This window comes from Thermostichus sp. OS-CIW-20 (assembly GCF_054061455.1).
Genome location: NZ_JBSSEF010000005.1, coordinates 36,223 through 55,599 on the forward strand (window position 1 = coordinate 36,223; position 19,377 = coordinate 55,599).

The window sequence follows — 19,377 nt, forward strand, 5'->3', positions numbered from 1 at the left end:
CCCCGGCTGCGGCAAGCTTCGTCCAGGAGGGCTGCGTGGATAGGGCAGGGCAACGACAACGGCTGCGCCAGGCTGCCTGGCTGATGGTGGGCAATGGCCTGCGCCTGGGGTTGTCCGGGGCCTATTTCATCCTGCTGGCGCGGCTGTTGGGGCCGGAAGCTTTTGGAGTGTTCTCCGCGATTTTGGCCTGCAGCAACCTAGCTGCCCCCTTTGGCTACTGGGGCCAATCGGAATTGCTGATCCAGCGCCTAAGCAACCGGAGATCTGCCGCGGTTGCCCCGGAGATCAGTCCCAGCCTGTGGCTGGCCGGACTGGGCTGCGGCGGGATGGCGCTGCTGTTGGCGCCCCTCCTGAGCCTCTGGCTGACGGAGACTTCTCCCCTGCTGGTAGGGATCCTGCTGGCCAGCGACCTGCTGTTTATCGCCATTCCTGAGGTGTACCGAGGGATCCTGATTGGGCAAGAGCAAGTTGCCGGCGTGGCCCTCATCGACACCGGCATGGCGCTGGGGCGATTGGGGGCTGTGCTGCTGGCGGTGGCCTTGGGCTGGGGATCCCTAACCCAATGGGCCATTCTCTACGGGCTGATGGTGCTGGCGGTGCTGCTGCTGATGGCGCGGGGGATGGGACGGTGGAGCAAGCCTTCTCCCCCCCTGGCCTGGAGAGATCTGGGGGAACGGCTGGTGGCGGGCTGGGACTTTGCCGTGGGGCTGGCGGCGGCCAAAACCTTCACCGACCTGGACAAGCTGCTTTTGCCCCGCCTGGCCTCGGCAGCAGCGGGGGGGCTCTACAGCGCTGCCTACCGGGTGATCAACTTTTCGCAAACGCCGATGATCGCTCTGCTCACCAGCCACTTTGCCGAGCTGTGCCGCCAAGGACAGAAAAGCCTGCCGCAGGGCTGCCGCTACGCCTGGCACCTTTCCCCTTGGGTGGCGGGCTACGGCAGTTTGGCCGCCTTGGGGGTGGCATTGGGCTCTTACGGGATCCCTTGGGTGCTGGGGTCGGCTTACCAAGAGACGGCCCTCATCCTGCGCTGGCTTAGCCCGGTGATCTTGCTGGAGGGGATCCACCTGCTGCTGTCTCACCTGCTCACCGGGTCAGGGTTGCAAAAGCCCCGCAGCCGCCTGCAACTGCTGGCTCTGGGGCTCAACGGGCTTTTGAATGCGGTTTGGATCCCGAGGTGGGGTTGGCGAGGGGCGGCTTCGGCCACCTTGCTCTCAGAAGTGGCGCTGGTGCTGGCCTTGCTGCTGCTAATTCGACAGCAATTGCGCTTTCCAGAGGGAGGCCAACCCAGCTCGAACTAGGAGGTCTTGACGATGTAGGTGGCCTTGGCGTCCGGACCAAAGCTGATGACATCCCCCGACTTAAGTTGGTGGGTAGAAATTTTCTGGCCGTTGATCAGCAGGCCGTTGGTGCTGGGCCTACCCTCCAGATCGCCATCGAGAATGCGGTAGTAGTACTCTCCCTCCTTCTCAGCAGGAACGCGCAGCAGCATGGCGTGGTAGCGGGAGGCGTACTGGGAGTTAAGGCAGATGTCGTTGGCCAGGTCGCGACCAATGAAGTATTTCGCAGAGGTCAGCACCTGGCTGCGGCGGCCATCTCGATCCTCCACGACCAAGATGTGCTGCTGAGCACTCGGAGGAGAAGGCGCAGAATCAACCATAATCCCTTCCGCTGCAACTGCCCGAATCTAACCTTAGCACCATACTATAGAATAGAAGCTCGACTCCAGAATTGGCAGAGCTGCAGAATCGCCTAAGATGACCTGCCAAATCTCAAGGTCGGCCAGCGGCCCTTTGCAGCAGCGGGCCCACCAGCTCTGGGAAAAGGGCATAGGCTCCTACTGCCCATTGGGCCATGCCCACCACCACCTCCGACTTGGACTGGCGAGCGGCGTCCCAAATGGCTGCGGCCACTTCTTCTGGCCGGCTGGCCCAAAAACTCTCCAGCGCCTGTTGCATTTGCTCGCGGGCTTTCCCACCTGAGGCTTGCGATTGGCCATCGGGAGAGGACTCCGGCCCCCCCTCATCCAAAAAAATGGCTCGCTTGAGAAAATTGCTGCTGACAATGCCCGGATGGACGCCGATCACCTGGATCCCGTGGGGTTGCAGTTCCAGCCGCAGCGCCTCCGTCAGCCCACTGACCGCGTACTTGCTGGCACAATAGGCGCTCATTTGGGGCAGGGGCATCTTGCCGCCGACCGATCCCACGTTGATGATCTGACCTTTTTTGCGCTTCAGCATATCGGGGAGCACGGCCCGGATGGTGTACAGGTAGCCCCAAAAATTGACCGCCATCAGCGCCTGCCAGTGTTCCAGGGTGGTTTGCAAAAAAGGGCCCTTCAGGCAGATGCCGGCGTTGTTGATCAGGCAATCGATGCGGCCATAGCGTTCTAGGGTTCTCTCCACCAGGTTTTGCACCTGTTCTGGCTGCGTGACATCGGTGGGAACGGCCAAGACCTCGGCGTTTAGGCTTTGCTCCAGCTCGATGGCGGTTTGTCTCAGGGTTTCGGCGGTACGGGCAGCCAGCGCCAAGCGGTAGCCGCCACGGGCAAAGGTAAAGGCCGTGGCCCTGCCGATGCCTTCGGAAGCGCCTGTAATTAAAACAACATCGGCCATCCTGCTTCTCCGCAAATCTGGACTGGGATCCCTTTACCTGTTGTAGCTTCTTTGGGGGTTGGGGATCCCTGCTTGGCCTGAGGGCTTAAGATACGGAGCGGTAGCGAAGATACAGTTTATGGCCTCTACCTACTCATTCGATATCGTCAGCGACTTCGACCGGCAGGAACTGGTGAATGCCGTGGATCAAGCCCGGCGGGAGATCAAACAGCGCTATGACCTCAAGGATACTCAGACAGAAATCGAGCTGGAGGAGGGATCCCTGACCATCACCACCGCCAGCGAGATGGCTCTCAACTCCATTCGCGATCTCCTCCTCACCAAGGCGGCCAAGCGGGGCCTCTCCCTAAAGATCTTCGACTTTCAACCTCCGGAGAGTGCCGGCGGCAACCGGGTGCGCCAGGTGGTTCGGCTGAAAAAGGGCATCGATGCGGCGCTGGCCAAGCAGATTGCCAAACAAATCCGCGACAACTTCAAAAAAGTGCAGCCCTCCATTCAAGGGGATCTGGTGCGGGTTTCCGGCAAAGACAAAGATGAGCTGCAGGCGGTCATTCAAATGCTCAAGCAGCAGGATTACCCGGTGGCGCTCCAATTTGTCAATTACCGATAGAGAGCCGATACAAAGTCGGGGGGATCCCTGGTTGATGATAAGGATTGGTGCAGAGCGATCCCGGCTCTCGCCATCCCATCGCCACAGCCTCTCTTGGAACCAGTCTGCAGAAAAAGCTAGGATCCCTTACTATGGGGATGATCTCCATCTCCAGCCGCGACTCTGCCGTGCCAGTATGTACACTATCTCTGAGTTCGATCGCCTGATCCAGTTTCTCCCGGTGGAGATCCGCCCCGAGGTGCAGATCGAGATCGGCACCCCTGACCAATCTCGGGTTGTGCAGCCGCTCTGGCGCTTCCCCTGGCAGAAGTACACCCGCTTCGCCATTGACCTCAGCCGCTGGCAGAAGCTGAGCCCTGACCAACAAAAGATCTACTTTTTGCGGGAAGCGGTGATGGCCACCGAGCTGGCCTTGGGGGATAACTGGTCGGCCCTGTTGCTGTATCCCGCGCTGATCGGGGCCGGCAGCATGGGCATTTTGGTGGAGTTGCAGATGGGGGATAACCTGGGCGTGGGCTTGGCAGCCGGCTTGGCGGCGTCGGCGGTGTTTCTTTTGCGCAAAGCAGAGAAAGGCCAGAAGGCCCAGGTGGCAGCCGACGAGTTTGCCGTGCGCTACGCCTCCCAAAATGGCTACACCTCCGAACAGGCGGCTGCCATTTTGCTAAGTGCGCTGCAGCAGGTGGCCATCCTCGAAGATCGCGTTAAAACTGACTACGACACCACCATGCGCCGCCGCAACCTGGAGTTTTTGGCGCAGCGAGGCCTGGGATCCGGCACTCTAACCATCAACCCCAAGTACCGCAACAAAGGCCAGAGCTCCAGCCCGAATCCTTTCCAAAACCCTTTCCAGCGCTGAGGCCTCTCAAAGCTAGTTAGGGATTGACTGGGCTTATTCTTCGTCCTCTTCCAACTCTGGAAGCTCCTCAGTTGGGGTAGACTTGATCGCCTCATCTTCTACAATCACAATTTCTGTATCGGGGCTGTAATACCGACGCACATCCCACTCCGTAATCCAGCGGCGAATAATTGACCGCACAGTGGTTGTGCTGTAGAGCTCAGGAAGCTGTGGCAGCGATGGGCGTACCCAATCGGGATAAGCTTTCTGGTAGAGATCCGCTACCCTATGCCACATGGATTGAATGGCCTCGCGGGCTTCTAAGCAGGAACTGAGAGGGGTAGCTTGGCTAATAGCCTCCATGCCGGCCTTTACGACTTCCTCAGACATATGCTTCTGGAGAGCTATCTTAGGTGCTTTCTCCCAATCTCCTTTTTCTTGTAGAATGACCCTCTCGAAATCGCGGGTTACTGCTCCTACGAAAACCAGCGGAGCTTTCTTTATTTCTTCAGGCAGGGTTGTTGTACCAAACAAGTGCCCAAGAACGCGGTACGACTTGACCCGCTGAAGAAGACTGTACTGGGCAATAAGCTCAATCTCATCCACCAAAACCACCAAGCCCCCAAACCCTATGGCCCGACATAGCTGGGCACAGAAGGCCAGGCGCTGCCAGTGTAGGCTTTCTGCAGGGGGTAGCTTGCCAATGGGATAAGCACCTGCCAAGCCGTGATCCCGTAGGCTTCGCCTTACCTCTGAGGACTTCAGAGTGGGCTCACCAGCCCAAAAGCGGACAATGGCGTCTAGCTTCTCGTCATCGCCTCCTAACCTTTGGTACAGAGCCAAGGTGGCCGGCCACCAGCCTGACCCAAACTGCCACTGGTTAACCCAAAGCTGGAACTTCTGGAAAGAAGGCGAGGAGTACTGTAAAGAAGGCGAGGAGTACTGTAGCCGGGCTGCCATGCCTTGGATCCCACGCTCAACCATGTCAGGGAGCTCGACCTGGGCAAGGAGGCGGGGAATCAGGCGATTGGGGTTACCGAGGGGCAACTCTTTGGAGACGACAACTAGGGAGGTGGCAAAATTATTCTTCCTTGCTCGCTCCTGCAGGGTTAGTAGAAGATGGGACTTGCCTGTCCCAAAATCCCCCTTTATCAGCATTCCTGCAGGGCCTGAACTAGCACCCTTGCACAGCTCTTGAAAACGCTCCTCAATCTGACACTGCCAAGAGCCAAGTTCTGCAACTGCGAACCGGTTAGGAACGCCATTTCGTAGGGCTTCAATGGCCCGCCTAGCTGCAATCGCTACATTCATAGAAGCTGCACCATAGCTGTGCATGGATTAGGCTTTTGAAGAGAAGAAACCTCATTCTCAATTCGAGTTTGCAAAGCTCGATATCTATGATAAGACAGACGCTCAGATTCAATAAACTCTGGAGGAGCTAAGAAAATTAACACAGTTTTTTCTAGTTCACTCTCCGCATCGATAAACTCACGCAAAGTCTCGTAGAGCTCAAGGATTTGTCGACTGGTAAAGTTAGGGCGTCCACTGGGGGTCCGCTCGTAGTAGTGAAGCAAGCTGACAAGGACTGCTACTAAGCCGGATCGTCGTGTAAATAGTCTTAAGAAAGAAAGTAGAATCTCTCGAGCATTTGTCCTGTCAATCTTTCGAAAAATAGCCGCTTCACGCACCCGGCTGATAGAGCTCAGCGTACCTTTAAGCCACTCTTGAATTGCAGAGCATAGACCTTCCAGAGTGCCTGGGCTTTGAAGGGGTTCGTAGACAAGTCGGACTATGGCTTTGCGAAAGTCAAGGGCTAGTGAGTAATCCAGAAAACTACCTCTCTTAATTTCCCGATGAAACTCTAGTTTGATCTCACGGGCTTCAATCTGATAGAATTCGGCCAACTGCTCTAAAGTGCAGTCCTGCAGATCTAGCCTGGGAGGGTATCCAATTTTTTGGAGAATGTTGAAGCGCAGATCTTTGGCAAAAGTCTCCCAATCTACTCTCTGAGCAAGGGCAAACCAAAGCTGTTCGACTGAATGCAGCTTTAAGCACTCCTCTGTCAAATCAAAAATATGAAAGGAATACTGGTTAAGCTTTTCCAGCAGCGCTTTCCGCACCCAAGAGTAGGAATCTTTCGGAACAACGGCCAGCTTGACAGTGGCACCACCTTCAGGGATAAAAGAACGCAAGTAGTCTTCTTCCAGACAGCGCAGCCACAAATCAGGCTCTAGCCGACCCTGGCCCTCTTCGCTCATAGCTTCTCAAACTCCAAAAGATAGTAGGCGTGCTCCACCCCAGCTTCGTCTCGAATGCGGTAGTAGCGACCCGAGCGCGTGCCTGTAGACGCGGAGAAGATCAAGCGGTAGCCCTCCACATGGTTGGTGCCATTTCGATCCAAGAGGTAAAGATGCCGCGTAAACTCCACTTCGGTGTAGTCTGGGTTGTTGAGGTGGAGCACCTCGAAGACATCGCGAGCAGGTACTTGAAGAGAACGAGGCAGCTCTGCGCTTGACTTTCTCAAGTAACCCGCTGCAATTTTTGCCGCTTTCCAGATGCGTTCAAGAACTACCTCTGGATTAGTTTCTTTCCCTTTGGTCATTCTTGCTCGGAGAATCTTCTCTGCAATGGCACTGGGCCGTTGAGAGCGTAGAAGCTTGCGATCTATGCGCACTCCCTCCCTGGAAAAGCGCACTAAGGCGGGGAAAGCTACAAAGACATGGGGGCTTTCCGTAGGCAGCCAAGGCTGGCCGACTCGTTCTCCTACCTCGCTAGCAAGTTCTTCAAGAGAAGTTCTCTCCAAAACCTGCTGGGTTTGTTCAAGGGCTTGTCTTACCGTCTCCACCTGGGAAAGAGCCTCGCTGAGGACAGAGCTACAGCCTTGTAGCTGGCGGCTCAGGGCTGGAACTTGCCCTCCTTTACAAGCGACTTGGGCTTTCCCTGCGGTCTCCTTTGCTTTCTTAGTCAGGGCAAATAGCTTGCCTAGCTCGTCGTCAAGAGTCTTGAAGAGGGCTTCAATCATTAGTTTTTGGGCCTTTTCTTCTAGAAAACTAGCATCACCAAGAGTTTGGGTGCAAGGCCTTCCCACCTCCGGCTCTTCAAGGCATACGCAGTTCCCCTTCCACCTCAAGGCGGGTGTAAGGGCCAATGGAGAGGAAGCGCTCCCCTAACATTTCGGCAGCAGCAGGCTGAATCCAGCCCATACGCTGCAGCAGGTGCAGGGCCAGGGCATATTTGGCCCGCGCGGCCCCGTCTTGTACCTTGATGGCCAGGCCCATCCCCTCTCCGACGCGCCCGATGCACTGGATCCCTTCGGCGCCGGACTTGCTGACCAACTCTCCCTGGGTGGCCCGCATCAATTCGGTGTCGAAACATCCCTCACCAGCCACCATTTCGGGGTGGTGGGTCATGGCGCGGGCGATGGCCTCCAAGTCCGGCCGCTCGCCGGCGGTCAGTTGGGCATATAGGGAAGCCAGGTGGTTGAGTTGTAGCTGGTAGGTGGGCACGCCACAGTCGTCACGAGCAAACAAAAACTCTTCTGAGGGCATTTGCAACAAGTCGGCCAACTTGGCCCGCACCAGGGCCTGGACGGGGTGTTGCCGCTGGGCGTAGTCCTGCAGAGTCCAGTTCTGAGCGCGGCTGGCCAGGAGCATGCCGGCATGTTTGCCGGAGCAGTTGTGGCAGAGGGGGCTGGGCTTGCCGGGTGGGGTGGGGCAGACCAGCAAATCGGGAGACAGATCGGCCCGCCAGAGCATGCTGAACACCTGCCGCGCATGGGCCGTGGTGCCCTGATGGGAGGCGCACATAATGGCGATGTCTTTCTCGCTGAGGCGATAGCGCTCGCGGATGCCGGTGGAGAGCATGGCCAGCGCTTGGAAGGGTTTGAGCGCAGAACGGGCAAAAACAGGGGTGGTGCTCTTGCCGGCCATGGCCAGGGATCGCCCGCGGCTATCGGCCACGACCGCTTGGCAATGATGGATGGATTCGGTCAACCCCTCCCGCAAGACATGGATCAACAGTTCGGGGGTGGTAGAACGATTCTCAAATGACATGAAATCCTGGGAAAGGGCCGACGAGTCTGAAAAGGAGGTGTGTACTTTATCAAATCATACGCGCAGATGCGGCGCGAGACGTTGCCGGAACCTTTCCAAGTAGCAAAATAGAACAGTTGCGTCTGGATCCCTGACTGCTGCCATGTCCTCAGCCCCGCTGGTGTTTTTGGTTTGTCACGGCAGCCGGGATCCCGAATACCAGCAAGCGGCGGCGGATTTGCTGGCCCGGGTGCGGCAGCGGCTGGCTCCTCAACCGGTGGAGCTGGCCCAGTTGGAAGGTCAGCCTCTGAGCCTGGCGGAGCAGATTCACAGACACCTGACAGCCCGCCTGGAGGGGCCGGTGGTGCTGCTGTCGCTGTTTATGGGCGGGGGATCCCATGTGGAGGAGGACTTGCCGGCTGCCCTGGAGCAGGTTCAAGCTCGCTGGCCGCACCTGAAGCTGCTGTTGACACCGCCGATTGGCCAGCATCCAGCCCTGCTTGATCTGGTGGCAGCGCGGGTGGCAGCGGCGCAGCGGTTGGGGGAACTGACCCACGGCTGGATCCTGTTTGGCCATGGCAGCCGCCTGCCGGGATTTGCCGCCCAGCTCCAGGCCGGGATCCAAGCTCTGGAACAGCGCTTGCCCGGAATCCGCTTGCATGTGGCTTTTGCCGCCCAGCCCCCCACACTGGAAGCGGCCGTAATCCATTGCCTGCGCCTCGGCCAGTATCGCCTGCGGGTGCTGCCGTTTTTTCTCTTTCCGGGCGGTCTGCTGCGCGCTTTACAGGAACAGGCTCAGCGGCTGCAGCGAGAATGGCCCTTGTTGCAGATCACGGTGGAGCCGCCCCTCTGGCGGGATCCCCAACTGGTGCAGGCCATTCAGGAGACCCTGCAGACGGCCTGTCTGACCTGGAAGTAGAGTTGGTTGGTCAAAACTGTCCTGTTCCAGCAGAATAGATATCTCCGGAAAACCATTGGGACTCGAGATGGGCAAAGTGTATCTGGTGGGGGCAGGACCTGGGGATCCGGGACTGCTGACGGTGAAGGGCAAGGCCCTGCTCGCCCATGCGGACGTGGTCATCTACGATGCCCTGGTGGGATCCCCCATTTTGGATTTGATCCCGCCCACAGCAGAGCGGATCTACGCCGGCAAACACTGCGGCGCCCACACCCTTCCTCAGGAACAGATCACCGCCTTGCTGATCGAGAAAGCCCAGACGGCAGCCGTGGTGGTGCGCCTCAAGGGCGGGGATCCCTTCATGTTTGGGCGGGGGGGAGAGGAGATGCTGGCCCTGGTGCAGGCCGGGATCCCGGTGGAGGTGGTGCCGGGAATTACAGCGGGCATGGCCGCCAGCGCCTATGCCGGGATCCCCCTCACCCATCGCGACCTCAGCTCCTCGGTTGCTTTTGTTACTGGCCACGAGGCGGCAGGCAAATACCGCCCCCAGGTCAATTGGCGTGCCCTAGCCGAGGCCGTAGAAACCTTGGTGATCTACATGGGCATGCACAACCTCGGCTACATCGCTGCCGAATTGTTAGCGGGAGGAAAAGATCCCGCTACCCCAGTCGCCTTGATCCGCTGGGGCACCACCCCGGAGCAAGAGATTCATCTGCTCCGTTTGGAGTCTCTGGCCGGTCAGCCCTCGCCTGCGGCGCCGCCCGCCATTGTCGTGGTGGGGGCGGTGGTCAATTTGGCCAGCCTGTTGCCCACCTTGTACCCCCTTGCCCCTTTAGAACCTCAATGAACGCCTTTTTTCGCAAGCTGAGCGCGCTCTTTGCCGCCTACTACGCCTACATGCTGGAGTACCGGGCGGAGCTGCTCCTGTGGGCCTTGGCCGGATCCCTGCCCTTGATCATGATGGGGCTCTGGAGCGAGGCGGCCCGTTCAGGAGATTTCTCGCTGTCTTCCCTAGAGTTCATCCGCTATTTCCTGGCCGTGTTCCTGGTGCGCCAGTTCAGCATCATCTGGGTAATCTGGGACTTTGAGCGGGAGGTGGTGGAGGGAAGACTCTCGCCCCTTCTGTTGCAGCCTCTGGATCCCGCTTGGCACCATGTGGCCAGCCACCTGATGGAACGCCTGGCCCGCCTCCCCTTTACCGTGGCTTTGATTGCCCTCTTTTTCCTGCTCTACCCCCGCGCTTTTTGGATCCCGTCTTGGCAACAAGTGGCGCTGGGATCCCTGGCCATTTTGTTGGCGTTTGCCCTGCGCTTTCTCATGCAGTACACCCTGGCGCTGCTGGCCTTTTGGGTGGAGCGAATATCGGCCTTGGAGCAATTCCACTTTTTGGTGTACCTATTTCTCTCAGGGGTGATCGCCCCTCTGGAGGTGTTTCCGCCGGCGGTGCGTCAGGCCTTGGCCTGGACGCCCTTTCCCTACTTGGTGCATTTTCCCGCCAGCCTCTGGGTGGGGATCCCGCAAGATATCCCGCGCGGTTTTGCCATGGGCCTGGCCTGGCTGGTTCTGTTTTGGCTGGTCAACCGCTGGCTGTGGCGCAAGGGTTTGCAACACTACTCCGGGATGGGAGCTTAGGCCCAGTCCGCCTGAGCCGGCAGCCAGACCGCTTCCGAAACTATCATGGGGCAAGGATCTATCTATAGTTGACTGCCAGTATCCCTGTCTAAACTTCAATCTTGCGGCAAGGGTTGAACACTGCCCTCAAGTCATCCCTCTGTTACGCCTCAACCATTCCTCAACAGCCTCTCCCCGGTCATCATGAAGCGCGTATTGGTCGTAGATGACGATCCCCTCTCCTTAAAGGTGCTGAGCCGCCACCTCACCCAGCACGGCTATCGGGTTTGTACAGGCGCTTCGGGTGTAGAAGGGTTGCGCCTGTTTGCCCAAGAGCAGCCGGATGTGGTGGTATCGGATGTGGTGATGCCGGAAATGGATGGCTTCGAGTTTTGCCGCCAACTGCGCCAACAGCGGGGCGGCGAACTCGTTCCTTTCATCTTCCTCTCCTCTCGCAGCGAGCTGGATGACCGCGTTCAGGGCTACGAGTGGGGAGCCGACGACTACATCATCAAGCCCTTCGAGCCGCTGGAGCTGGTGGCCAAGATCGAGGCGCAAATCGAACGAGCCCGCCGCACCCAGTTGGAGATTCTGCGCCTAATCCAGCAGCAGACCCAGGCCAAAGCTGAAGCTGCCCCCCGTCCCACCTTGGCAGATCTCCCCCTCACCCCTGCCGAAGAGCGGGTGTTCCGGGAAGTGATCCGCGGCCTCACCAACAAGCAAATTGGCGAGAAGCTGTTCATCAGTCCGCGTACCGTGCAGACCCACTTGACCAACATTCTCAGCAAGCTCTCTCTGGAAAATCGCTCCCAACTGGTGCGCTTTGCCTACGAACGGGGCTACATCCCCCGGGAAGAGTCGAGCGACAAAAAATAGGTTGGGAGAGAGGGATCCCTTCTAGGCTAGGTGGAGTCTTAAGACGGCAGGCGTTGCCTTGCGCACCCGGCAAGGAATCCGCTCCCTACCCAAGCGGACAAATGCCTCGTAGCGGTGGCAGCCCGAGAACCCGTAGTACTCTCCCTCCACTTCCAAAACCTCGATCGGCTCCTGCAGCCCGATTGCTTCGATGGAAGCCATCAGTGCCCGCACCTTCTCCGGATCCGTCTGCCGCGGCAAGGGGCGACGAATTTGGGCCAAGGGAATCTCGCGAATTTGCGCCATGGTGAATTCTCTCCCTAGGTAAGCTCCTTAATCATACTCGTTATGACTTTGCTCTAGCAAGGCTTGCAGAGGGGGTGGATTCTCAGGTCAGAGCATGGCAGGATAGCACCATCCCTCGCTGCCCTTTCGCTCAGGAGCCAACTTAGCCATGTGGCAACTCCTCCAGGCTTTATGGGGAAAGATCGCCGGCAAGGCTCCTCCCGTACCCCCTGCCGTCAGGACAGGCAAGGCCCCACAAACCTCCCCTGGCAAGAGGCCGCCGCAGTCATCTTTCACCTGCCCAGCAGAAGCCTCTCAGCCCACGCTGGAACCTTCCACTCCAGCGGTAGCCCGGCAGGGTGGGGAAGCGGCGGTGTTGATCGCTTCCCAGGAGAAATCCCCCGACTCTGAGACAGTAGAATCTCCCCTGGGCACCTCTACGGCCAAAAGCATCGGCAGCTTCTGGGCCATGGCCGATACAGGATCCCGGATTTCCCGCATTGCTTCCGCCACCGACAGTGGCCGCGCGGTCAGTTCTATTTCAAGAAAACGCGCGGGATTCCCCATCGTCTATACGGTGGGGAGGGATAGCGCCTAATATAACCTGCATGACCCAAGTCCTGACTGTCTTCTGCAAGCTCAAGGTATCTGCCTCGCAAGCCACAAAGCTGGATGCAACTTTGGATGCCTTTGCCCAGGCCTGCCAACCAAAACACGCCAGAGAAGATAACCAACGCTCTTCAGCTTCAGTCTCTGAGCGACCGCGAAATCCATGCACGGTTTGGGCTGTCCAGCAACTTGGCTGTGCAGGTATGTAGGTCCATCCCCCCGTATACGGGGGGTGTGGGGGCGGGGGATCCAGAAGCGTGTCAACCAACAGCGGCGCAACCAGACAGATCCGAAGCAAGCAGAACTTTGAGGTTATGCCTCAAAAGACTGTCTGGGGGCGTCTTGACAGCGCCTTTACGAGTTCATTTTGGGCTGCGTAAGAATCCCCTGGGTGGGAGTGTCAAACAAAAGCTCGGTAAGCAAATGCTCAAGCTTGCTTCCGGGGCAGCAGTAGAGACCTTTGGGCCCTGCCCGTCCAAGACCCTGTCTTAGGAGGCACTTGTGGCGGCCAGGGATCGTTGCACAATCCGAGACAAACGCGCCTTCCGACGGGCGGCTGTGTTTTTGTGGAGAACCCCTGTTTTGGCCGCTTTGTCGATGCGGCTAAAGGCAGCGCTCATCGCCGCTTGAATCTCCTGCAGGGTTTCCGGTTGGGGGTTGGCGGCGTAAGCAGAGGAGAGAGAAATGACTTTTTTCATCAGCGCGCGCACCATGGCTTTGGTAGCTTTGTTGCGCAGGCGATTTCGCTCCGCAATCTTGACGCGCTTGATGGCAGATTTGATGCGTGGCATGGTTGAAAGGGAAGCGACAGCGAGGATCTAGCATACCATTAGAGTCTGGAGCCCCACCAGTTCCTGCCTCTCCTACGACGGGATCCCCATGTTCCAAGATTGCAGCTCCCTCATCCAGTTCAACCCGCCTGCTTTTTCCTATGGAGTTGCCATTTGCGATGTGGATCGGGACGGGGCTTTTGAGCTGTTTGTGTGCGGCTTCCGCGGCCCGAATCGGGTTTTGAAGTGGAACGGCCAGGCGCTGGTGGATTTGGTGGACGATACTCTGGCCGATGCAGGGCGGATGGCCATTGGGGTGGCTGCCGGCGACTTCGACGGCGACGGGCAAGAAGAACTCTACGTCTTGAATACTGATACCTTCGGCGGGCGCAAGCGCTTTGGGGATCGCCTCTTCGACTGGCAGGGATCCCGTTGGGTGGATCTGTTCTCTCTGCCCCACAACCAAGATGCCCTCAACTTGACGGCAGGTCGCTCGGTGGCCTGCGTGGATCGCTTTGGCCAGGGGCGGTACGGGTTTTTCGTGGCCAACTATGGCGGCCCCATGCGCCTTTACGAGCTGTCCGCCGGCCAGATGATCGCCGATGTGGCGCCAGAGGCGGGGGTAAACCGGGTAACGGGAGGGCGGGGGCTGGTGGCCGTGCCCCTGGTTTCCCAGCGGATGGACATTTTTGCCGTCAACGAGCAGGGGCCCAACTTTTTGTTTCGCAACCGCGGGGATGGCACCTTTGAGGAAATTGCCGCCGAGGTGGGGTTGGCGGATCCCGGCGAGCACGGACGGGGGGTGGCAGCGGTGGATCTGGATGGGGACGGGCGGTTGGATCTGGTGTACGGCAACTGGGAAGGGCCGCATCGCCTCTGGATCCAAACTTCCAGCGGCGTCTTCAAAAATGTGGCCCCTCCCGAGCTGGCCAGGCCCTCCCGCATCCGCACGGTGATCGCTGCCGACTTCGACAACGACGGTTACCCAGAGCTGTTTTTTAACAACATCGGCGAGCCCAACCGGCTGTTTGGCTGGCGCTCCGGCTGCTGGCAGGCTATCGACATGGGAGATGCTGTCGAGCCGCAGGGACTGGGGACGGGAGCGGCGGTGGCGGATGTGGATGGGGACGGTTGCCTAGAGCTGCTCGTTGCCCACGGAGAATCGGGCGCCCAGCCCCTGAGCTTCTACCGTCCGCTGGCCCCTGGCAACAACTGGCTGAGAGTTCTGCCCCTCACCCGCCAGGGATCCCCAGCCCGCGGCGCCTTGGTACGCCTGGTTACCTCTACCCGCACGCAGATCCGACCCATCGACGCCGGCAGCGGCTACCTCTGCCAGATGGAGCCGGTGGCCCATTTTGGCCTGGGATCCGAGTCGGCAGTAGAAGCCATCCAGATCCAGTGGCCGGACGGCAAACAGGTGCAGGTGGCTCACCCACCGGTCAACCAGCTCCTGCGGATCCCCTATCCTGGTTAGCTCCCCTGAGAGGGGTTTTGTCTCTATCTACTCAGCCGAGCCCGAGATCCCTGCCCATTCCGGCTGTACAGGGCGCTGCCAGTGCTCCCACCAGGCGGTCGCAGGCTCGGGTGGGCCGCTGTCGCGGCTGCCGTTGGCATGGCCGAGGAGCGGCGGGGATGGGGGCTGCGCCGGCCAACTCACGGGGGTGGGGATCAGACAACTGGGGTAAGGAGGGCGCAAATCGCGGTAGTGGCTGCTGCGGATGGCCAGAATCTCCTGCTGGATGACCTCCAGGGGCTCGTCCAGCTTCAGCAGCACATGGCTGCACAAGCCCAGGCTGGCCTCAAATTCCGGGTGGACGACTTCCCTGGCCCCCAACTGATAGAGCTGTTCGATGTCCTCTTCATGGGTGGCCCGCACCACCACATCCAGGTGGGGCGCCAGTTCCAGCGCCCGTTTCAGGCAAAGGCGCATGCTCAGGCGATCCGGCAGGGCGATCACCAGGGCGCGGGCGCGGGGCAGGCCAGCTTTCTCCAGCACCGGGGCGCTGGCGGCATTGCCGTAGAGATAGGGGATCCCACGGGAGCGCAGGTGTTGGATGACCCGTTCCGACTGGTCGATCACCAAGACGGGATGGCGACGGGCTTCCAGGATGCGCACGATGTCCTGCCCCACCTGTCCATAGCCGCACACCACCACGTGATCCTGTTGGGGAGCGTCGGGGGACAGGGCGCGGGGCCGCTCGCTCGCTTCCAGCCAACGGGCAAAGAAAGGGATCCCTTGTAATTTTGCCAGCAGCCGCGGCGCGCCCCTGAGCAGAAGGGGAGTGACCAGCAGGGTAACGGCGGTGGTGCTGACGACGAGCAAATACAGTTGCCGCGACACCAGCCCCAGCGCTTGCCCTTCGCTGGCCAGGACAAAGGAGAACTCGCCGATCTGCGAGAGGCCCAGCCCCACCAACACCGCTGAGGGGAGCGGGTAGCCGAACAGACCGGCCAAAGGGGCCACCAGGCAAAACTTGCCCACCATCACCAGCCCCACTAACCCTAAGATTAAGGGCAGGTGGGCAGCGATAAAGCTGGGATCGATGAGCATGCCGATGGCGGCAAAAAAGAGGGCGGCAAACACATCCCGCAGCGGCTCCACATAGGCCAGGGTCTGGTCGGCGTATTCCACTTCTGAGATCATCAGCCCGGCCAGGAAGGCCCCGATCTCGCTGGAAATGCCCAGCCGCTCTGTCAACAGGGCAATCCCCACGCAGAGGCTGATCACCCCCAACAAAAACACCTCCTTGCTCTCCTGCTGCGCCAAAAGGCGCAGGAAAGCGGGCACCAGCCACATCCCGCCCACCACCGCCCCCAGCCCCACCAGGCCAATCTCCGCCAGCGCCTTGGCCAGGGATCCCGCCAGCTCCGGCAAAGGACAATCCAAAGCCGGCAACACCGCTAGCATCAGCCCCACCGCCAGATCCTGCACAATCAAGATCCCCAGCATGGCGTGAGCCTGGGGCGTGCCCATCTGGTTGGTCTCGGTGAGGCTTTTGAGCACCACCGCTGTGGAAGACAAAGAGAGCACTGCCCCCAGGAAGATCCCCTGCACCGGCGTCAGCCAGCCGCTGGCCACTGCCAGCGCCGCCGTGATCGCGATGGTCAGGCCGATCTGCAAAGCGCCGCCGCCAATGGCGATCCCCCGCACCTGGCGCAACTCTTTGAGGGAAAACTCCACTCCCAGGCTGAACAGCAAAAAGGTCACCCCAAACTGGGCCAGGGTTTCCACCTGCACCAACTCCTTGATCCACCCCAGCCCCGTTGGTCCCACCAGGATCCCTGCCAGCAGGTACCCAAGCAACACCGGCTGCCTCAGCAGCGCTGCCAGAAAACCACCCGCCGCCGCTGCCGCCAACACTGTCACGATGTCCAGAATCAGGCGAAAGTCTTCCTGCACAGAGACACCCCACCAGGAGTATGAACTTTTGTAGCCAATCCTGAGGATTCTTCCACGATAATGCTTTCTTCGGCCCTGCGGACAGAGTGGAAGGCTGGGCCCAACCCAAAGCGCTGCAAACCGGCTCCCGCAGGGGATCCCGCCTCATTCAGGCTGGGTTCTTGGCCAGCCAAAGGGAGGATCAGTGGAAATTTTCGTTAAAAGTTGGTGGCAATACCTCAAAACCGTAGCTTATAATACAAAATGTAGAAAGAAATCGTTCATCCTCTCGCCTGCTGTTTGGCTTATCGTGGAGCAAGACGGCAGCCGGAGGACGGAAGTAGGGAGCTATCCCGAAGGAACGCGCCTTAACCCTTGGGACTGTCCACGGGACATCTCGGGTCACTCCTCAGGAAGTGAAGTGGATACAGACCATATACGTTTGGAGGCGAAGATCATGGAACTCTCTTACCGTGGCGTTGGTTACACCCACTCGCCGGCGACGGTGACTGTTTCTCCGGGCAAAGTGGGGGGTCGCTATCGGGGGCTGGACTGGCGATTTCGCCACCTGAGCAAGCCGGTGGTTTTGCCCACCAAGCTTGACCTGCTCTATCGGGGCGCGGCCTATCGTTCCGAAGCTGCTGCAGCGCCGGCTCAAACCGTTCAGACAGCCGAGGCACCTGCTCCTGGCCGTTCTCACGTTCTGGATGAGCTGGCTCGCCGCCTGATGATGGGCCACCAACGGGCGATTCGGGTTCGTCAGCAAGCCATGTTGGTGCGTGGCACGGAGCGGGTTGGCCTGCAGGCCAATGTGCGCAACTTCTGGAACCGCATCCAAGGAAAGGTGCATCCCACCTTCCGTCTCACCTATGACCGCAGCCGGGTCAGCATGAGCTAGTTTGCTTTGCCCACCCCAGTTCATCTTCTGGTATGGCGGGAGAGGGATCCCTTTGGATCTGGATGGGGGGTCAGGGGAGGGGAAAAGGCGCGGCTACTTCATCGAATTCAGGTGACGGAGGGCGAGTGCCGAGAGAGCGCCGAGAGCAATTGACACTCCCTCCGCCGGAAGGCGGGGGATGCTTAACGTAGTTCACAAACGGGCTCGTAAAGGCGCTGCCAAAGCGCCTCTAGCTAGACAGTTCCTTGAGGCAAGGCCCCAAGGTTCTGCTGACTTTTCTGATCGCGTCAGGGGGCAGAGTCCTTGCAGGTTGGCTGAGACGTTGGCATCTCCCAGACGCTGGCCACCGGTCGAGTTTTTCATCGTGATGAGGTGCTTGCCTGGGAACGGCACGCCTCGGTAACAACGATACCATTATGAGCAACTCAAGTTGCCTACGGGCTTTTCCGCCCCGCCCTAAAGTACGAGGCTACCGAGCTATCCTTTTGTGTTTGCAGGTTGGCCAGCGGTTGCGGGGTCACTCTTGCACGTGGGCGGGAAGGGGATGCGAGCTCCAACGCTGCCCCCCGCGTTAGTGGGCCGTAGGCCTATGTTATTTGAGGCTGCCCTTATCAACCAGCCCAGGGATCCGCGGCTGGCTTGCCGGCTACAGGATTTCCCAAAGCCCCCGGCTACCGCTTCGCGGAAGCAAGCTATAGCCATGGGGTAGTTTACTGTATTGGATGGGTTGGTTCTGTATGCGTTCATTTTGGGCTATTGTCGTTGCGGAGGAAGCCTGGCCATGAGTCAGCATTTGCCGGAACCCACTGCCCCGGAGGAGGATCCCAGCCTGTTGATGGGCCGGCTGCAGCGCAAAGAGGGGGGGTGGCTGGATTGGGCAAAGGCCTGCCAAAGCTTGCAACGACAGAAAATGACTCCCCAGGCCATCTTCGAGGCGACCGGGTTTGAGCCCGCCCACCAAAACCAGATCGTTGTCGCCGCCCAGGTTTACGAAGGAATGGCGAAAGCAGGAGCCAGCTCAGCCGTTTTGGAGCACTTTGCCCACAAAGGCAGCGATATTCTCTACGAGTTGCGCATCCTCTCGCCTCAGGATCGCGTCCGGGTGGCGGAGCTGGTTGTCAGCCGCAACCTGGGTGCCGATGAGGCCCACGAGATCGCCCGGGCTGTGAAAAACTATGCCCAACTGCGGCAGCTCCCGGAAGGGTTCACGGATCACCCCGGCGATGCGGTGGCTTACCAAGCCTGGAAAACTGCCCAGGAAACCCGCGATCTCCAGGAGCGAACCCGGGCCATTGGCCGCGCCTTTCAGTATGCCCACAGCGAAACAGCCCGCCAACAGGTTGAGCGGCTCTTGTCGACGTTGGCTCCCGGCTCCCAACCCCAGCGCAAGCCGTTGCCCAGGCTTTCGGTGTTTCGCCCGGAAGAGGATCTGCCCCGTCTGCTGCCGGTGGCCGGATCCCTGCCTCTTTCTACCGCCACCTGGGAGCAGATCCCTGCCGTTGAGCCTCAAGGCCTTTTTGGTTGGGTCACCAGCGTGGCTGGGCAGACGTGGATGGCCTTGCCCGCTTGGCCGGCCATTCAAAGGGCCGCCGACCCAGTCGCCCTGCAGGTGGACAATGGTTTGCTGGGATCCCTGTTGGGCTGGCCGGTGGCCCCTGAAGAAGAACAGGATCCGATTTTGCTGGTGGCGGATCGCGCCGTTCGCACCTGGGAAGGGAGGGCAGGGGTTTTCCTGGTGGATCGAGGGGGAGCTGTGGCGGTGGAGTGGATAGAGGATTCGCCCCCCTCTCCCCTGCTGGGCCAAGTGCTGATGGCGGTGCGTCCCCCCCGCATCTTCGACGAGGAGTTGGCGCAGGATCCCTGGCAAATAGAGGAGTAACTCCGGCCAGCCAGACGCACCGCCGCAAGCCCCCGGCCAGGAGCAGGTGGCAAAGCGGCTTCTGGCTTTGCTTCCCAACTGCTCTCTTATGCCGGCATAAGG

Annotated in this window: 20 protein-coding genes, 1 pseudogene and 1 riboswitch; of the genes and pseudogenes, 11 read left to right on the forward strand and 10 right to left on the reverse strand. The window is 59.6% G+C overall.

Features of this window, described 5'->3' with window-relative positions:
* The first annotated feature begins 35 nt into the window (after nucleotides 1-35).
* Nucleotides 36-1,301 carry a lipopolysaccharide biosynthesis protein gene (locus ACVWXC_RS03435; protein WP_457391118.1) on the forward strand — a complete coding sequence of 422 codons (1,266 nt, stop codon included), beginning with the start codon at nucleotides 36-38 and terminating at the stop codon, nucleotides 1,299-1,301.
* Here ACVWXC_RS03435 and ACVWXC_RS03440 read toward each other — a convergent pair.
* The gene (locus ACVWXC_RS03440; RefSeq protein ID WP_011429822.1) at nucleotides 1,298-1,660 is read right to left on the reverse strand and encodes an FHA domain-containing protein; all 363 of its coding nucleotides are present in this window, start codon (nucleotides 1,658-1,660) and stop codon (nucleotides 1,298-1,300) included. The two genes, ACVWXC_RS03435 and ACVWXC_RS03440, sit on opposite strands and share 4 nt — an antisense overlap.
* Nucleotides 1,661-1,772: 112 nt before the next feature.
* Complete coding sequence (locus tag ACVWXC_RS03445) at nucleotides 1,773-2,615, reverse strand: SDR family oxidoreductase (protein WP_011429821.1); 843 nt, start codon at nucleotides 2,613-2,615, stop codon at nucleotides 1,773-1,775.
* A 118-nt stretch (nucleotides 2,616-2,733) separates the two neighbouring features.
* On the opposite strand from ACVWXC_RS03445, the gene ACVWXC_RS03450 reads away from it, so the two are divergent.
* Together ACVWXC_RS03450 and ACVWXC_RS03455 are read left to right on the forward strand one after the other, a co-directional pair.
* Nucleotides 2,734-3,225 (forward strand): YajQ family cyclic di-GMP-binding protein, encoded by a 492-nt coding sequence (locus ACVWXC_RS03450; RefSeq protein WP_099884135.1) that lies wholly within the window; start codon nucleotides 2,734-2,736, stop codon nucleotides 3,223-3,225.
* A 175-nt stretch (nucleotides 3,226-3,400) separates the two neighbouring features.
* Nucleotides 3,401-4,081, forward strand: a complete 681-nt coding sequence (locus ACVWXC_RS03455) for a DUF3318 domain-containing protein (protein WP_457391116.1) — start codon at nucleotides 3,401-3,403, stop codon at nucleotides 4,079-4,081.
* A gap of 33 nt (nucleotides 4,082-4,114) precedes the next feature.
* Here ACVWXC_RS03455 and ACVWXC_RS03460 read toward each other — a convergent pair whose 3' ends face one another.
* The 4 genes from ACVWXC_RS03460 to ACVWXC_RS03475 form a co-directional block, all read right to left on the reverse strand.
* The gene (locus tag ACVWXC_RS03460) at nucleotides 4,115-5,395 is read right to left on the reverse strand and encodes a BREX system ATP-binding domain-containing protein (protein ID WP_457391114.1); all 1,281 of its coding nucleotides are present in this window, start codon (nucleotides 5,393-5,395) and stop codon (nucleotides 4,115-4,117) included.
* Entirely contained in the window at nucleotides 5,368-6,318 is a 951-nt protein-coding gene (locus tag ACVWXC_RS03465; protein ID WP_457391112.1) for a hypothetical protein, read from the reverse strand. Before ACVWXC_RS03465 ends, ACVWXC_RS03460 begins: the two co-directional genes overlap by 28 nt.
* A complete protein-coding gene (locus tag ACVWXC_RS03470; RefSeq protein ID WP_238376915.1) occupies nucleotides 6,315-6,584 on the reverse strand; it encodes a hypothetical protein in 270 nt (89 codons plus the stop codon). Before ACVWXC_RS03470 ends, ACVWXC_RS03465 begins: the two co-directional genes overlap by 4 nt.
* Before the next feature lie 574 nt (nucleotides 6,585-7,158).
* On the reverse strand, nucleotides 7,159-8,112 hold the full coding sequence (locus ACVWXC_RS03475) for an asparaginase (RefSeq protein ID WP_457391110.1): 954 nt from the start codon (nucleotides 8,110-8,112) through the stop codon (nucleotides 7,159-7,161).
* A gap of 142 nt (nucleotides 8,113-8,254) precedes the next feature.
* On the opposite strand from ACVWXC_RS03475, the gene ACVWXC_RS03480 reads away from it, so the two are divergent.
* The 4 genes from ACVWXC_RS03480 (at nucleotide 8,255) to ACVWXC_RS03495 (ending at nucleotide 11,476) form a co-directional block, all read left to right on the forward strand.
* A complete protein-coding gene (locus tag ACVWXC_RS03480; RefSeq protein WP_041438185.1) occupies nucleotides 8,255-9,010 on the forward strand; it encodes a sirohydrochlorin chelatase in 756 nt (251 codons plus the stop codon).
* 67 nt (nucleotides 9,011-9,077) lie between these two features.
* Nucleotides 9,078-9,836 carry a uroporphyrinogen-III C-methyltransferase gene (gene cobA / locus ACVWXC_RS03485; protein ID WP_457391108.1) on the forward strand — a complete coding sequence of 253 codons (759 nt, stop codon included), beginning with the start codon at nucleotides 9,078-9,080 and terminating at the stop codon, nucleotides 9,834-9,836.
* Complete coding sequence (locus tag ACVWXC_RS03490; protein ID WP_011429813.1) at nucleotides 9,833-10,621, forward strand: ABC transporter permease; 789 nt, start codon at nucleotides 9,833-9,835, stop codon at nucleotides 10,619-10,621. Before cobA ends, ACVWXC_RS03490 begins: the two co-directional genes overlap by 4 nt.
* A gap of 183 nt (nucleotides 10,622-10,804) precedes the next feature.
* On the forward strand, nucleotides 10,805-11,476 hold the full coding sequence (locus ACVWXC_RS03495; RefSeq protein ID WP_011429812.1) for a response regulator transcription factor: 672 nt from the start codon (nucleotides 10,805-10,807) through the stop codon (nucleotides 11,474-11,476).
* Nucleotides 11,477-11,497: 21 nt separating this feature from the next.
* Here ACVWXC_RS03495 and ACVWXC_RS03500 read toward each other — a convergent pair whose 3' ends face one another.
* Together ACVWXC_RS03500 and ACVWXC_RS03505 are read right to left on the reverse strand one after the other, a co-directional pair.
* A complete protein-coding gene (locus ACVWXC_RS03500) occupies nucleotides 11,498-11,761 on the reverse strand; it encodes a sulfiredoxin (RefSeq protein ID WP_011429811.1) in 264 nt (87 codons plus the stop codon).
* A 294-nt stretch (nucleotides 11,762-12,055) separates the two neighbouring features.
* Complete coding sequence (locus ACVWXC_RS03505) at nucleotides 12,056-12,253, reverse strand: hypothetical protein (RefSeq protein WP_143597040.1); 198 nt, start codon at nucleotides 12,251-12,253, stop codon at nucleotides 12,056-12,058.
* A gap of 95 nt (nucleotides 12,254-12,348) precedes the next feature.
* Between ACVWXC_RS03505 and ACVWXC_RS03510 the strand changes: the two are divergent.
* Nucleotides 12,349-12,565: pseudogene (locus ACVWXC_RS03510) on the forward strand (RNA-guided endonuclease TnpB family protein); the annotation flags it as partial.
* A 272-nt stretch (nucleotides 12,566-12,837) separates the two neighbouring features.
* Here ACVWXC_RS03510 and rpsT read toward each other — a convergent pair.
* Nucleotides 12,838-13,140 (reverse strand): 30S ribosomal protein S20, encoded by a 303-nt coding sequence (rpsT, locus tag ACVWXC_RS03515; protein ID WP_099812302.1) that lies wholly within the window; start codon nucleotides 13,138-13,140, stop codon nucleotides 12,838-12,840.
* Nucleotides 13,141-13,228: 88 nt separating this feature from the next.
* On the opposite strand from rpsT, the gene ACVWXC_RS03520 reads away from it, so the two are divergent.
* Nucleotides 13,229-14,593 carry a CRTAC1 family protein gene (locus tag ACVWXC_RS03520; RefSeq protein WP_011429809.1) on the forward strand — a complete coding sequence of 455 codons (1,365 nt, stop codon included), beginning with the start codon at nucleotides 13,229-13,231 and terminating at the stop codon, nucleotides 14,591-14,593.
* A 27-nt stretch (nucleotides 14,594-14,620) separates the two neighbouring features.
* Here the strand turns inward: ACVWXC_RS03520 and ACVWXC_RS03525 are convergent, their stop codons facing one another.
* The gene (locus ACVWXC_RS03525) at nucleotides 14,621-16,519 is read right to left on the reverse strand and encodes a cation:proton antiporter (protein WP_099812303.1); all 1,899 of its coding nucleotides are present in this window, start codon (nucleotides 16,517-16,519) and stop codon (nucleotides 14,621-14,623) included.
* 255 nt (nucleotides 16,520-16,774) lie between these two features.
* Nucleotides 16,775-16,866, forward strand: a riboswitch (Glutamine riboswitch).
* 89 nt (nucleotides 16,867-16,955) lie between these two features.
* On the opposite strand from ACVWXC_RS03525, the gene ACVWXC_RS03530 reads away from it, so the two are divergent.
* Complete coding sequence (locus ACVWXC_RS03530; RefSeq protein ID WP_011429807.1) at nucleotides 16,956-17,396, forward strand: DUF4278 domain-containing protein; 441 nt, start codon at nucleotides 16,956-16,958, stop codon at nucleotides 17,394-17,396.
* A gap of 781 nt (nucleotides 17,397-18,177) precedes the next feature.
* Complete coding sequence (gene raf1, locus ACVWXC_RS03535; RefSeq protein WP_041438181.1) at nucleotides 18,178-19,275, forward strand: RuBisCO accumulation factor 1; 1,098 nt, start codon at nucleotides 18,178-18,180, stop codon at nucleotides 19,273-19,275.
* Nucleotides 19,276-19,377 lie beyond the last annotated feature (102 nt).

What these genes read in the sequence shown, in the direction of transcription:
- ACVWXC_RS03440 (WP_011429822.1), bottom strand. Translation starts at nt 1,660, where the DNA reads ATGGTTGATTCTGCGCCTTCTCCTCCGAGTGCTCAGCAGCACATCTTG.
- ACVWXC_RS03445 (WP_011429821.1), bottom strand. Translation starts at nt 2,615, where the DNA reads ATGGCCGATGTTGTTTTAATTACAGGCGCTTCCGAAGGCATCGGCAGG.
- ACVWXC_RS03450 (WP_099884135.1), top strand. Translation starts at nt 2,734, where the DNA reads ATGGCCTCTACCTACTCATTCGATATCGTCAGCGACTTCGACCGGCAG.
- ACVWXC_RS03455 (WP_457391116.1), top strand. Translation starts at nt 3,401, where the DNA reads ATGTACACTATCTCTGAGTTCGATCGCCTGATCCAGTTTCTCCCGGTG.
- ACVWXC_RS03460 (WP_457391114.1), bottom strand. Translation starts at nt 5,395, where the DNA reads ATGCACAGCTATGGTGCAGCTTCTATGAATGTAGCGATTGCAGCTAGG.
- ACVWXC_RS03465 (WP_457391112.1), bottom strand. Translation starts at nt 6,318, where the DNA reads ATGAGCGAAGAGGGCCAGGGTCGGCTAGAGCCTGATTTGTGGCTGCGC.
- ACVWXC_RS03475 (WP_457391110.1), bottom strand. Translation starts at nt 8,112, where the DNA reads ATGTCATTTGAGAATCGTTCTACCACCCCCGAACTGTTGATCCATGTC.
- ACVWXC_RS03480 (WP_041438185.1), top strand. Translation starts at nt 8,255, where the DNA reads ATGTCCTCAGCCCCGCTGGTGTTTTTGGTTTGTCACGGCAGCCGGGAT.
- cobA (WP_457391108.1), top strand. Translation starts at nt 9,078, where the DNA reads ATGGGCAAAGTGTATCTGGTGGGGGCAGGACCTGGGGATCCGGGACTG.
- ACVWXC_RS03490 (WP_011429813.1), top strand. Translation starts at nt 9,833, where the DNA reads ATGAACGCCTTTTTTCGCAAGCTGAGCGCGCTCTTTGCCGCCTACTAC.
- ACVWXC_RS03495 (WP_011429812.1), top strand. Translation starts at nt 10,805, where the DNA reads ATGAAGCGCGTATTGGTCGTAGATGACGATCCCCTCTCCTTAAAGGTG.
- ACVWXC_RS03500 (WP_011429811.1), bottom strand. Translation starts at nt 11,761, where the DNA reads ATGGCGCAAATTCGCGAGATTCCCTTGGCCCAAATTCGTCGCCCCTTG.
- rpsT (WP_099812302.1), bottom strand. Translation starts at nt 13,140, where the DNA reads ATGCCACGCATCAAATCTGCCATCAAGCGCGTCAAGATTGCGGAGCGA.
- ACVWXC_RS03520 (WP_011429809.1), top strand. Translation starts at nt 13,229, where the DNA reads ATGTTCCAAGATTGCAGCTCCCTCATCCAGTTCAACCCGCCTGCTTTT.
- ACVWXC_RS03530 (WP_011429807.1), top strand. Translation starts at nt 16,956, where the DNA reads ATGGAACTCTCTTACCGTGGCGTTGGTTACACCCACTCGCCGGCGACG.
- raf1 (WP_041438181.1), top strand. Translation starts at nt 18,178, where the DNA reads ATGAGTCAGCATTTGCCGGAACCCACTGCCCCGGAGGAGGATCCCAGC.